This window comes from Geobacter argillaceus (genome assembly GCF_007830735.1).
In the GTDB taxonomy this organism is placed as follows: Bacteria; Desulfobacterota; Desulfuromonadia; order Geobacterales; family DSM-12255; genus Geomobilibacter; species Geomobilibacter argillaceus.
The window spans coordinates 22,615-34,973 of sequence record NZ_VLLN01000035.1 but is presented as its reverse complement, the minus strand read 5'-3'; the positions used below and the strand labels follow the sequence as shown (position 1 = coordinate 34,973).

Sequence of the window (12,359 nt, the reverse complement as noted above, 5' to 3'; positions counted from 1 at the left end):
ACTGGCGCCTTGTGCCCGTTGATTAGCATGGTCCGGGAGCTGGCGATTTTGTCATTGGTGAAGCATCTGCTATCCCGTTCAGAAGAGAGCCGTATCCGACAGTTCCCCTTTCCGGCTTGCTGATCATTATTGCGGAGGCCGGAGTGATGAAGCAGAAGAAGCCGTTCAAGAGAAAGCTCATGAGACTACCCAAGCATCTGGTACACCTCAATGCGTATGCCGCCGGTATCGACATCGGCTCAAAAAGCCACTTCGTCGCTGTTCCCGAAGGAGTGGATGAAGAGCCGGTGCGGGAATTTTCCACCTTCACCGCCCCATGTTCGATCCCGAACACTCCTTGTACGGCATAGGGAGTGCCGTGGACAACGACGATGTAGAGGATATGGTCACGCAGCAGGGTTCCGTCGGGGAGTGTATTGGCGGGGTCTTCAAGATATTTCCTGACCGGGTCGAGAATGTCTTCTGAGGTGATTTTGTCATCAGGCACACCATCTTTACCGTTCGGGGAGAATGCGAAATCCCGCGCGTCATGGTAGCGGAGCGACAGGTCACGAATGGTTTTGCCCTGACGGTTCTTTATTGAGAATTCTACGATTACGGTTCCCCGAAATAATTGCGCGGCGTTAAAGCGGAAACATCGCCCCTTGCTCTGATCAATCGGCGGGTAGCCGGCACCATCGCCAATGGTGGGGGGAATGCCGCTGACCAGCAGGTCGTATGACCAGCAGGTCGCGACGAAGAGGAGTGATAATCACTTCCCGACCGCTTTCCACCGAACGGCATGTTATCGATACAGAGTTCCAATCGGCATCGGGGTCACTAATGTGGATTTCAACTTTACGGGAATCCCTGACCCATTTGGGATCGGCGGGGGCTTTTCCTTTGCCAGTGAAGACAATGCCGTTTATATTGTCCTGGCTCTCTTCTTTGATGTACCAGGAATTGAAATGGTTATGACCGAAGTGCTTGCATGATAGGCCTAGAAGATGCGGCTTTTTTCCTGTCTTAGCATCGGTATGCATGGTGGCATAATACTCTGCAACTTCTTGTGAAACCTGAGTGGCGGTGCCAGGCTCCTAGTTTTCCAGTCGCGGTTGTAAAGGACCAGAACTTGATCCGGTGCAGCAGCAAACGGTTTCAGAGTAGATGCGGTGGAGTCTGCGTGAGTTGCCGGCGTGCTTAGAATTCCCATGAAAAGGAAGAGACCGGTGTGCAAGCGGCATATGTGGGCTGCTGTTTTCATGGTGAATCTCGGTTTTCCATTAACGCATGGGAATCGTCAGGCGCCAGATATAGTTTTTCATGGTGATTGTAGCAGATAGATGGCCACAGGCCAGCTGATGATTATTTCTGTTATGATTCGTCGATATATTTTTTGGCAGGCAACCTCATGGGCATCTTTGGGGCCTGGCATTGGGCAGCGTAATAACGATCTTATTGTGAGGAGAGTTTTTTGACAACATTCTCTCAAGAACTGAAAGCTCGACAACTGTACCTGGTGGTGGCCATCCTTCTTCTGGTTGCTACCTACTATCGAATCGTACCGGAGATGGTCCATTGGTGGTATGAGGACGACAACTACTCCCACGGCTTCCTGGTGCCGATCATCGCCGGTTATTTCCTCTGGCAGCGTTGGTCTGATCTTAAAGATCGCATCGTGAAGCCGGACGGCCTCGGCCTGGCCGTGATTATCCTCGGTCTTCTCCAGCTTACCGTTGCCTGGCTTGGCACCGAATACTTCACCATGCGCTCCTCCTTGATCGTCCTCCTCATCGGTATGGTCCTCTACTGGTTCGGCCGGGAGGTGCTGAAGGAGATGGCCCTGCCGCTCGGTTATCTCATCTTTATGGTCCCCATCCCCTACATCATCTACGACGCGGTGGCCTTTCCGCTCAAACTGTTCATCACCAAGGCATCCGTCGCGTTCATGAAGATGATCGGCGTGGCAGTGGTGCGGGAGGGCAACATCATCATGCTCCCCACCACCACCCTGGAGGTAGCCGATGCCTGCAGCGGCACCCGTTCCCTCATGTCGCTCCTTGCCCTCGCCGTGGCCTACGCCTTCTTCATCCAGACCTCAAACCTAAAACGGTGGGTCCTGATCGTGTCGGCCGTGCCGATCGCCATCGTCACCAATGCCATGCGGGTAATCGTTACCGGCATCCTGGCCCAGTGGTGGGGGGCCAAGGCAGCCGAAGGATTCTTTCACGAATTCGCCGGCCTGGCCGTTTTCGCCTTGGCCTTGGCGCTTCTTGTTGCCGAAGGGGCGCTGCTCAGGAGGGTGGGGCGATGATTGGTAAGACGCATTTCTTCATTGTGTATCTGCTATTGGCGGTTGTCGGACTCTACATCAACCTTCATGCTGACGTCACGGTGCCGACCAATAAGCCGTTCAGCGAGTTTCCGGTGCAGACCGGCCCGTGGCGGATGACCTCTCAGACGGAGTTCAGCGAGAATGTGCTCAACGTGCTGAAGCCCACAGACTACATAGCCCGTCAGTACGGAAGCAACGACGGTTCAAAGGTCGGGCTGTACATAGGCTACCACGGTGGCGGCAAGGAGAGCGGCGGCATCCATTCTCCCAAACACTGCCTGCCGGGAAGTGGCTGGTACGAGGTTTCCACCCGGCGAGATACTTTGATGGTTGGCACGGAACGGATCAACCTGGTGCGCGCTATTTATCAGAAAGGGGAGAGCAAAGAGATGTTCCTCTACTGGTTCCAGGTGCGGGATCGTTCCCTTTCCGATGAGTACTCCCTCAAGGCAGCCGAGATCGCCAATTCCTTTCTTTATCGCCGCCGCGATTCGACGTTCGTCCGGATATCGGTGCCGTTCGAGGCCGATGAGGCAAGGGCTCGTGCTGTTGGCGAACAGTTCATTCGCGATTTTCATTCGGTCATCCGTGCTTTTCTGCCGGCATAGGCACTGAACCTGCTCTGGGCTCGGGGCTGGGAAAAGCGGGCGTGTTGGACGGGAATTGTTGCAGTAATCGAGTCACCATCACCCATCACGGATTTGAATGGTTCAGACTACTCTCTCCATAGCCGTCATTGCGGTCGCCATATTGTTCTCGTTCTGGATGCCCTGCTCAAGGTGCGAGCGCTCCTTGTCGACCTTCTCCATATGCGTCGCGCTGCTGGTCACTGCCCTCCTTGAAACTTTCACTCTTCGGTTGTTCCTTCAGTCAGAGCTGTTCAACTACTGGGAAAAGTGGTCGCTTTACGCAGAGGCGCTCATCCCCGGCAACAACGCCCGTCATTACATCGATAATCCCGATTTCCAGCAGGATATGCTCCGCTCTCTCGACAACACGGTGAACAAGATGCAGGGGCTGATCGGCCGGCTGAAGAACCTGGGTGAGAAGGAACTGCTCAATCTGCAGCCGGTAGATCTGAAGACCGTGGTTCGCAGGGCAATGGCATTCCTGCCGGCCGATCGGGTGACCGTCGGGGGCGAGCCGCTGGTGGTCAAGGTCGATGCCGAGGAGTTGCAGAAGGTGCTTCTGAATCTCCTGCTTAATGCCGTGGAGGCCTCGCCGGACGGGAGCCAAGTTGCCGTCGAGGTGGCGATGGTCGGAGCACCCCACATCAGGGTCGTCGATCATGGAAGCGGGATGTCTGCAGACTACATACGCCGGGAGCTCTTTAAGCCGTTTGCCACTACCAAGAAGAAAGGGCTGGGCATCGGGCTCTACCAGTCGCGGCAGATCGTGGAGGCCCATGGCGGGAGGCTGGAGGTACAGAGCGAGGTGGGGAAGGGGACTGTTTTCACCGTGTGGCTTAAAAAGCCGTGACTGGTAACTCCGCCAGCTCCCGGACCACGCTGATCAACGGGCACAAAGCACCAATGGCGATTCGGCCTCCTCATCCTGGCTGCCATCATTAAGATAGCCAACCATGAGGTGAATCTCAAGTTACTCTATGAAAATTCGCCCCCAGATGGGGCGTGGGTCGCTTATCAGGATTTTTTTTGCAACTACCTATGGAGCAAGGGTCTACTCCCCCACCAGCTCGCCTTTGGTGAAGATTGCCTTCAGCCAGTAGCCTTCCTTCTCGATGTTCTCCCGGCCCCCTTCTTCACGGTCCACCAGGGAGACGATGCCGAGCACGTCCAGCCCTTCTTCCTTGGCCCGGTTCACCGCCTTCATGGAGGAACCGCCGGTGGTGACCACGTCCTCGACGATGACGACCCTGGTGCCGGGGGGGAGGTTCTTGCGCCCCTCCAGCCACTGGCCGGTGCCGTGCCCCTTCGGCTCCTTGCGGATGATGAAGGCATGGAGCGGTTTACCCGCCAGATGGGCGGCAATGGAGGTGGCGGTGGCGATGGGGTCGGCACCGAGGGTGATCCCGCCCACGGCCTGAACGCCGGCAACGTCCTTGATCGCATCAAAGAAGAGCCTGCCGACCAGGAGCCCGCCTTCTGCGTGGAGGGTGGTCTGCTTGCCGTCGAAGTAGAAGTCGCTCTCCCGCCCGGAGGCGAGGGTCACTCTGCGCTTCTCGTAGGAGAGTTCCAGGATGATCTGCTTCAGTCGTTCCCGATCGGTCATTTTACATACTCCTTATCAAATAGGTCCATCTGCGGATCGATCCCCATGTTGGGAAACCTGATGGGGTAATCGCCGGAGAAACAGGCCTTGCAGTGGGCGGTGTTCTCCGGGCCGACCGACTGGATCAGGCCGTTGTGGGAGAGATAGCCAAGGCTGTCGGCGGTGATGTAGCGGCGGATCTCGTCGATGGTGTGGGAGGCGGAGATCAGCTCTTTGCGGTTGGGGGTGTCGATGCCGTAGTAGCAGGGGTAGCTGGTGGGTGGAGAGGAGATGCGCATGTGCACCTCTTTGGCGCCGGCGTTTCGTACCATCTTGACGATCTTGCGGGAGGTGGTGCCCCGGACGATGGAATCGTCGATGACCACCACCCGTTTCCCTTCAAGCACCTCCCTGACCGGATTCAGCTTGATCTTGACGCCGAAGTGGCGGATCGCCTGCTGGGGCTCGATAAAGGTTCGCCCCACGTAGTGGTTGCGGATCAACCCCAGCTCGAAGCGGATACCTGCCTCCTCGGCATACCCCATGGCAGCCGGTACCCCGGAATCGGGAACCGCGATGACCACATCGGCCTCCACGCCGTGCTCCCTCGCCAGCTGGCGCCCCATCTCCTTGCGAACCATGTAGACGTTCCTGCCGAAGATGTAGGAGTCGGGGCGGGCGAAGTAGACAAACTCGAAGATGCAGGGGGTCGGCGTCACCTTTTTCCAGGGAAAGTGGGAGGTGATGCCGTTCTTGTTGATCACGATCATTTCGCCCGGCTCGATCTCCCGGATGAGCTCGGCCTCGATCAGGTCCAGGGCACAGCTCTCCGAGGCGACCACGTAGGACTCGCCCAGCTTGCCCAGGCACAGCGGGCGAAAGCCGTACGGGTCGCGGACCGCGATCATCCGGCTTTCTGTCAGGAACAGGAGGCAGTAGGCCCCCTCGATCCGCTCAAGGGCGCCGGTGATCCGATCCACCAGGGAGTTGTTCTTGGAGGTGGCCAGCAGGTGAACGATGATTTCGGTGTCCATGGAGGTCTGGAAGATGGAACCGTAGGCCTCCAGTTCGTCCCGGATCAGCTGGGCATTGACGATGTTGCCGTTGTGGGCCACGGCGATGGCGCCGCGGGAGTACTCCACCATGATCGGCTGGGTGTTCTTGATGACGGAGGAGCCGGCGGTGGAGTAGCGGACATGGCCGATGGCGGAGCGTCCCGGCAACTTCTGGAAGATCTCCTGGTTGCCGAAGACATCGGCCACCAGCCCCATCGCCTTATGGGTATGGAGGGTTGTGCCGTCGGAGGAGACGATGCCGCATGCTTCCTGGCCCCGGTGCTGGAGGGCGTACAGGCCGAGGTAGGTGAGGTTTGACGCCTCCTGGTGGTTGAAGATGCCGAAGATGCCGCACTCTTCTTCTGGGCGTGAAAAATTCATAAGGTCTCCACGTTGCTGTACATCGGTGAGGAACGGATCAGACAAGGTTTTGTCTCACGTATTCTGCCGCGTTCTTGAACAGGACCAGACCGTCTCCATCCTCCGGCAGCTCCTCCCGCGTCCAGCGGGGGTGGCTGGTGCGGTGGACGAAAGCCTCCGGGTGGGGCATGAGCCCCATGAGCCGGCCGGTCGCGTCGCAGATGCCGGCGATGGCGTTCTCCGAACCGTTGGGGTTCAGGGGAAATTCCATGGTGGGAGCTTTGTAGCCGGCATCGCTATACTTGAGCGGTGCCAGGTTCTCCCGTTCGATCCGGGCCAGGACCTCCAGGGAAGCGGTGACGAATTTCCCTTCGCCGTGGCGGATCGGCAGGTAGATCCCCTTGGCGATCCCTTTGGTGAAGACGGACGGTGAGGCAGGGTCGACCTTCAGGTATACCCAGCGGTCCTGGAAGCGGCCGCAATCGTTGTGGGTGAGGGTGGCCACCTGTTCCAGGGTGGTGCCGCCGAAGCCGGGCAGGAGCCCCATCTTGACCATCAGCTGGAAGCCGTTGCAGACCCCGAGGATCGGCTTGCCGGCACTGATGAAGCGGAGCAGTTGGTCCAGCAGGTGCTCCTCCCGTTCGTCAACCTTGGCGTACCTGAGGCGGTTGGCCTGGGCCTTGGCGCTCCCCAGGTCGTCACCGTCCAGGAAGCCGCCGGTCAGGTTCAGGAAGTGGAAGTCGTCCAGGCGGATCTCGCCGGAAAGCAGTTCGGCGATGTGGGCGACGACCGCCTCGTCGAACCCGCCCAGGCGGCAGGCGTGGGCCGCCTCCACCTCGCAGTTGGTGCCGTTGCCGGTGATAACTATTGCTCTGGTTTTTTTCATTTAAAGATAACCTCGTTATTCAACGCGGAACGACACGGATTTGTGATGGATTGACGCGGATGTTTATTCTGAATCTAGAATCCGTGGTGATCCGCTTTGTTCCGCGTCCTTCCGTGTTGAATTGTTCGCTTAAAGATCCCGCAAGGGGCGCTGCCACGCCTCTTTCAGCTCAGTCAGCCCCGCCTTGACCACGGTGCTGCCTGAGAGGCCGGTGATGGTCAGGGTCGGTTCCTGGGTGACCTCGCCGATGGCGGCGAAACAGTTGCCGCTCATGAAGGCCTCGAAGGCGTCCCGCTTCTCCGGACGGACGGTCACCAGGTGCCGGGAGGCCGACTCGCCGAAGAGGAGGGCCACGTCGCTCTTCTCAGCGGCATCTCCCTTCCAGAGGACTTTGGAGAGGTCGAGCCTAAGGCCGCAGCCGCCGGCAAAGGCGCTCTCGGCAGCGGCTACCGCCAGGCCGCCGTCGGACAGGTCGTGGCAGGAGGCGACAGTCCCTTCCATGACCGCCCGGTGATAGGCCTGGTAGCGCTGGTAGGCCTTGACAGGGTTCACCACCGGTACCCGGTTGCCGGTCGCCCCTTTCAGTGCCAGGTATTCGGAGCCGCCGAGCTCGTTGGCGCTCTTGCCCAGCAGGTAGACGAGGTCACCGGGACGCTTCACGTCCATGGTGACCGCCTTCCGGACATCCTCGATCTTGCCGATCACCGAGAAGAGCAGGGTCGGCGGAATGGAGATCTTGGTGGTGCCGTCGTAGAAGTCGTTCTTCATGGAGTCCTTGCCGGAGATGAGCGGAAGGGAATAGGCCAGGCAGATGTCGTACAGCGCCTGGTTGGAGCGGACCAGTTGGGCCATCTTGTAGGCACCGTCCGGGGTCTTTTCGGACAGGACCGGGTCGCACCAGCAGAAGTTGTCCAGGCCGGCCACCAGCTCCAGGGAGCCTCCTGTGGCTACATAGTTGCGCAACCCCTCGTCGACGGCGTTGGCGGTCATGTGGTAGGTGTCGATGTCGCTGTAGCGGGGACAGATACCGTGGGCCACCACTACCCCTTCCCAGGAGTCGAGGATCGGTCGGACAACTGCCGCATCGGACGGGCCGTCGTTGGCGATGCCGGTGAACGGCTTGACGATGCTCCCACCCTGCACCTCATGGTCGTAACGCCGCACCACCGACTCCTTGGAGCAGATGTTGAGGGAGCCGAGAAGCGCAGACAGGTCGGCGGTGTAGTCACCCTTCATCTCGATGGTAGGTTCTTCGTGGCGCGGCGGTAGCCACTTTGCCGGGAGCTGCATGGGGGGGAGCCCCTCGTGCATGAACGACATGGGGAGGTAGGCGACGGTCCGGTCGTTGTAGAGGATGTGGAAGGTGCCGCTGTCGGTGAACTCCCCAAGGACCGTGGCTTCGCAGCCGAACCGCTTCGCCATGGCCAGGAACTCGTCGAGCTTCTCCGGCGGCACGGCCAGGCTCATCCGCTCCTGGGCCTCGGAAATCAGTATCTCCCACGGGGCCAGACCCGGGTACTTGAGGGGGGCCTTGGCCAGGTCCATCCGGCAGCCGTTGCATTCGCCCGCCATCTCGCCGATGGAAGAGGATAGTCCGCCGGCGCCGTTGTCGGTGATGAAGCGGTACAGCCCCTTGTCCCTGGCCCGGATCAGGAAGTCGAACATCCGCTTCTGGGTAATCGGGTCGCCGATCTGTACCGCCGACACCGGCGAGTTCTCGTTCAACTCCTCGGAGGAGAAGGTGGCGCCATGGATGCCGTCCTTGCCGATCCGGCCGCCGGTCATGACGATCAGGTCGCCCGGCTTGATGCTCTTCTCAAAGCTCGGCTCGCCGCCTATCTCGGCCGGCATCATGCCGGCGGTGCCGCAGAAGACGAGCGGTTTGCCGGCAAATCGTTCATCAAAGACCAGTGAGCCGTTGACGGTCGGGATGCCGCTCTTGTTGCCGCCGTGTTCCACTCCTTCCACGACACCCTCGTAAATACGGCGGGGGTGAAGCAGGCGGGAGGGGAGCGGCTTGGCATAGAACGGGTCGGCAAAGCAAAAGACGTCGGTGTTGAAGATCAGTCTCGCCCCTTTGCCGGTACCGAACGGGTCGCGGTTGACCCCGACGATGCCGGTGAGCGCCCCGCCGTAGGGGTCCAGGGCCGACGGCGAGTTGTGGGTCTCCACCTTGAAGACCAGGGACTGCTGATCGTTGAAGCGGATCACTCCGGCGTTGTCCTTGAAGACCGAGAGGCAGAAGTCCTTGTCCCCCAGTTTTTCCCGGACATCCTTGGTGGTCCGCTGGATGAACGACTTGAACAGGGATTTGATCTCCTGTTTGGTGCCGTTTTCGTCCTCGTACTGGACCGTGCCGGCGAAGATTTTGTGTTTGCAGTGCTCGGACCAGGTCTGGGCCAGGCACTCCAATTCCACGTCGGTCGGCCGGTCGGAAAGACCGACGGTGCGACGCTCGGCCAGCAGTTGCGGATCGCGGTAGTGGTCCCGGATGATCCGCATTTCCTCCAGGGTGAGGGCCAGCACTCCATCCTTGCTGATCCGCATCAACTCCTCATCGCTCACGTTGAGGTCGATCTCCCGGACCTCGGCCTTTGTTTCGCCGCTAACCTTGGGCAGGGTGGCCGGGAAGCCCCCGTTGGTACCGAAGTCGGCAGCGGAAAGGATGGTGAAGCGCTGGATCAGTGTGTTGCAGAGGAGGCCGGTGGCGATTCGTTCGATATCGGCACTGGTGAGAGGGCCGCTGATCAGGTACTGGACCGCGGTGTAGACCGCCTCACCGGCAGCGAACGGCCGGCCGGTCAGGTACTCGATCGCCTCGCGGGCAGTGCGGCCGATGTTGTCGGTGACGCCGGGGCGGAGTCCCACTTCGACGGCGAAGTCGAAGTCGTGGCCCTGGGGGGCATCGATGCTCCAGGTCTGGATGACCGGGTCGCACAGGGGGCCGCTGGCAGCCTGCTCCAGTTCGGCTCGGGAGAGGGGGGCATCGACGGTAAAGACATCAATGGTCCGGACCGCTGCCACCGGCAGGTGGAGAAAATGGGCGATTTCTCCGGCAACCCGCTCGCCGCGGGCGTCACGCACCCCGTCCTTGAGGGCGATTTCGATTCTGTTGGCCATTTATCCTTCCTTGTGCAGCAGCACGGTCTGGGTCGGGTAGGGGATGCTCACCCCATGTTCGGCCAGCCGCCTGATCAGCAGGGTGTTGATGGTGTCGGTAACGGGAAATACCTTGGTGTACTCCTCAACCCAGAAGAAGAGGGCCATCTGCAGGGTGCTGTCGCCGAACGAGGTGAAATAGGCCTCAGGTATCGGTTCCCTGAGGACGTTGGGAACCTCCAGGGCGGTGTCGACCAGGAGCTTCTTTACCTGCTCCACGTCGCTGCCATAGGAGACGCCGAGGTTGATCCTGCCTTTGGCGCGGACATCCGGGAACGCCTGGTTGATGACCGTGGTGTTGCACAGGTCGGAGTTGGGGATGATCAGGAGGGTGTTGTCCACGGTCTTGATCTTGGTGGTCCGGAGACCTATGTCGGTCACGTCCCCCCAGTTGCCGTCCTTGAGCTGGATACGGTCGCCGATCCGGAATGGCCGGTCGATCATCAGGGTGAAGCCGGAGATCATGTTGGCCAGGGTGTCCTTGGCTGCCATACCGATGGCCAGGGAGCCGATCCCCAGGGCGGTGACCAGGGAGAGAATGTCGTAGTTGAAGTGTTTGAGGATGATGATCAGGGCCGTGGCGATCACAAAGATGGTGATAAGCTTTTCCAGGAGCGGGATCAGCTGTCGGTCGAGCCCTTCTCCGTGGCGTTGGGCGAGACGGTTGCCGTACCAGCCGAGCAGTTCGTCGGTGGCCCGGTAGGCGATGTTCGTGAGCAGCGCCACGTTGATGACGAAGACCCCACCCGATACCCAGAGCTGCACATTTGCCGGAAACGGCAGGGAGTGCAGTGCCGCGTAGAGTCCGGCAAATACCACCAAGAGCGCCGTTGGCGGCGTTACCCTGTTGAGAATCCGGTCATCCAGGTCAGTGGCGGTAAAGGCGGTCAGCCGGGGCACCCAGTTCGTGAGGAGCCAGCGGAGCAGTCGCGACAGCACCCAGAAAAGGGCAAAGATCACCACCGCGACCAGGATCTCCTTCAGCCAGTAGAGATAGGGGCTGTCGGTTTCCTGCTGCTGGAAAAATTCCAGGATGCTATTCACCAAAGACCCTCGTGAAGATGGTGTCCACATGTTTCATGTGGTAGCCCAGGTCGAACGCTTCGCGGATCTCCTCTTCCGGCAGGTAGCCGCGTACTTCGGTGTCGGCCAGCAGCTCTTCCAGGAAGTCCTTTCCCTGCTCCCAGACTTTCATGGCGTTTCGCTGTACCAGGGAGTAGGCCTGTTCCCGCGAGGCGCCGGCAGTGGCCAGCTTGAGCAGTACCCGCTGGGAGAAGATGAGTCCCCGCATCTGGTTCAGGTTCTTCAACATGTTTTCCGGGTAGACCACCAGGTTTTCGATCAGGCCGACGCAGCGGTTGAGCATGAAGTCCATGAGGATGGTGCCGTCCGGGCCGATGATCCGTTCCACGGAGGAGTGGGAGATGTCCCGCTCGTGCCAGAGTGCCACGTTCTCCATGGCCGACACGGCATAGCCGCGGATCAGGCGGGCCAGGCCGGTAAGGTTTTCGGACAGGACCGGGTTCCGCTTGTGGGGCATGGCGGAAGAGCCTTTCTGCCCCTTGCTGAAGAATTCCTCGGCCTCCAGCACCTCGGTCCGCTGCAGGTGGCGGATCTCGACGGCAAACTTCTCGATGGAGGAGGCGATGATCGCCAGGGTGGAGAAGAACTCGGCATGGCGGTCGCGCTGGATCACCTGGGTGGAGCAGGGGGCCGGCTTGAGCCCCGCCTTCCGGCAGACATATTCCTCGACCTTGGGGTCGATGTTGGCAAAGGTTCCGACCGCACCGGATATCTTGCCGTAGGCCACGGTCTCCCGGGCCGACTCCATTCGTCGGAGGTTGCGGCGCATCTCGTCGTACCAGAGGGCCATCTTGATGCCGAAGGTGACCGGTTCGGCGTGGATACCGTGGGAGCGCCCCATCATCGGGGTCATCCGGTGTTCGAAGGCCCGTTTTTTGATGGCTGCCATCAGGCGCCGGATATCGTCGATGATCAGGTCGCTCGCCTCGGCCAGCAGCATGGCAAAGGAGGTGTCCAGCACGTCGGAGGAGGTGAGCCCCAGGTGGACGAAGCGCGAGTCATCGCCGATGTAGTCGGCCACCGAGGTGAGAAAGGCGATGACGTCGTGCTTGACGGTCCGCTCGATCTCGTTGATCCGGTCGACGTCGAAGCTGGCCTTCTCCTTGATCCGGTCGACGGCGTCAGTGGGGATGTTGCCCAGCTCGGCGTGGGCCTCGCAGGCGTAGATCTCGATATTGAGCCATTTCCGGAAGCGGTTCTCGTCGGTCCAGATGCGGGCCATTTCAGGACGGGTGTAACGTTCGATCATGCTGAAAACTCCTCGTTAAAGTTCGGGCGGCGCAATGCGCCT

At 60.0% G+C, this 12,359-nt stretch carries 11 protein-coding genes; 5 read left to right on the top strand and 6 right to left on the bottom strand.

The genetic code is table 11. From position 1 onward, the window contains the following. The first annotated feature begins 146 nt into the window (after positions 1 to 146). The 5 genes from JN12_RS18580 (at position 147) to JN12_RS18560 (ending at position 3,793) form a co-directional block, all read left to right on the top strand. Complete coding sequence (locus JN12_RS18580; protein ID WP_145025570.1) at positions 147 to 350, top strand: hypothetical protein; 204 nt, start codon at positions 147 to 149, stop codon at positions 348 to 350. A gap of 345 nt (positions 351 to 695) precedes the next feature. After that, entirely contained in the window at positions 696 to 974 is a 279-nt protein-coding gene (locus JN12_RS18575) for a hypothetical protein (RefSeq protein WP_145025568.1), read from the top strand. A 479-nt stretch (positions 975 to 1,453) separates the two neighbouring features. Next, on the top strand, positions 1,454 to 2,293 hold the full coding sequence (gene xrtA, locus JN12_RS18570) for an exosortase A (protein ID WP_246125921.1): 840 nt from the start codon (positions 1,454 to 1,456) through the stop codon (positions 2,291 to 2,293). After that, positions 2,290 to 2,922, top strand: coding sequence for an exosortase C-terminal domain/associated protein EpsI (locus tag JN12_RS18565; RefSeq protein ID WP_145025566.1), 633 nt, complete (start codon positions 2,290 to 2,292; stop codon positions 2,920 to 2,922). The genes xrtA and JN12_RS18565 overlap by 4 nt, the downstream gene beginning before the upstream one ends. A gap of 97 nt (positions 2,923 to 3,019) precedes the next feature. Next, positions 3,020 to 3,793 (top strand): ATP-binding protein, encoded by a 774-nt coding sequence (locus JN12_RS18560; protein WP_145025564.1) that lies wholly within the window; start codon positions 3,020 to 3,022, stop codon positions 3,791 to 3,793. Between the two features lie 201 nt (positions 3,794 to 3,994). On the opposite strand, the gene pyrE is transcribed toward JN12_RS18560, so the two are convergent. The 6 genes from pyrE to purB all read right to left on the bottom strand — a co-directional run bounded on the left by pyrE (position 3,995) and on the right by purB (position 12,317). Next, positions 3,995 to 4,546, bottom strand: a complete 552-nt coding sequence (pyrE, locus tag JN12_RS18555; protein ID WP_145025562.1) for an orotate phosphoribosyltransferase — start codon at positions 4,544 to 4,546, stop codon at positions 3,995 to 3,997. Beyond that, a complete protein-coding gene (gene purF / locus JN12_RS18550; RefSeq protein WP_145025560.1) occupies positions 4,543 to 5,961 on the bottom strand; it encodes an amidophosphoribosyltransferase in 1,419 nt (472 codons plus the stop codon). Before purF ends, pyrE begins: the two co-directional genes overlap by 4 nt. Before the next feature lie 37 nt (positions 5,962 to 5,998). After that, entirely contained in the window at positions 5,999 to 6,826 is an 828-nt protein-coding gene (locus tag JN12_RS18545) for a phosphoribosylformylglycinamidine synthase subunit PurQ (protein WP_145025558.1), read from the bottom strand. A gap of 129 nt (positions 6,827 to 6,955) precedes the next feature. Then, the gene (locus tag JN12_RS18540; RefSeq protein ID WP_145025556.1) at positions 6,956 to 9,946 is read right to left on the bottom strand and encodes a phosphoribosylformylglycinamidine synthase subunit PurS; all 2,991 of its coding nucleotides are present in this window, start codon (positions 9,944 to 9,946) and stop codon (positions 6,956 to 6,958) included. Beyond that, complete coding sequence (locus tag JN12_RS18535) at positions 9,947 to 11,029, bottom strand: mechanosensitive ion channel family protein (protein ID WP_170242060.1); 1,083 nt, start codon at positions 11,027 to 11,029, stop codon at positions 9,947 to 9,949. It lies immediately after the preceding gene. After that, the gene (gene purB / locus JN12_RS18530) at positions 11,022 to 12,317 is read right to left on the bottom strand and encodes an adenylosuccinate lyase (RefSeq protein WP_145025552.1); all 1,296 of its coding nucleotides are present in this window, start codon (positions 12,315 to 12,317) and stop codon (positions 11,022 to 11,024) included. Before purB ends, JN12_RS18535 begins: the two co-directional genes overlap by 8 nt. Positions 12,318 to 12,359 lie beyond the last annotated feature (42 nt).

What these genes read in the sequence shown, in the direction of transcription:
- pyrE (WP_145025562.1), bottom strand. Translation starts at nt 4,546, where the DNA reads ATGACCGATCGGGAACGACTGAAGCAGATCATCCTGGAACTCTCCTAC.
- JN12_RS18545 (WP_145025558.1), bottom strand. Translation starts at nt 6,826, where the DNA reads ATGAAAAAAACCAGAGCAATAGTTATCACCGGCAACGGCACCAACTGC.
- JN12_RS18575 (WP_145025568.1), top strand. Translation starts at nt 696, where the DNA reads ATGCCGCTGACCAGCAGGTCGTATGACCAGCAGGTCGCGACGAAGAGG.
- purF (WP_145025560.1), bottom strand. Translation starts at nt 5,961, where the DNA reads ATGAATTTTTCACGCCCAGAAGAAGAGTGCGGCATCTTCGGCATCTTC.
- JN12_RS18540 (WP_145025556.1), bottom strand. Translation starts at nt 9,946, where the DNA reads ATGGCCAACAGAATCGAAATCGCCCTCAAGGACGGGGTGCGTGACGCC.
- purB (WP_145025552.1), bottom strand. Translation starts at nt 12,317, where the DNA reads ATGATCGAACGTTACACCCGTCCTGAAATGGCCCGCATCTGGACCGAC.
- JN12_RS18565 (WP_145025566.1), top strand. Translation starts at nt 2,290, where the DNA reads ATGATTGGTAAGACGCATTTCTTCATTGTGTATCTGCTATTGGCGGTT.
- JN12_RS18560 (WP_145025564.1), top strand. Translation starts at nt 3,020, where the DNA reads ATGGTTCAGACTACTCTCTCCATAGCCGTCATTGCGGTCGCCATATTG.
- JN12_RS18580 (WP_145025570.1), top strand. Translation starts at nt 147, where the DNA reads ATGAAGCAGAAGAAGCCGTTCAAGAGAAAGCTCATGAGACTACCCAAG.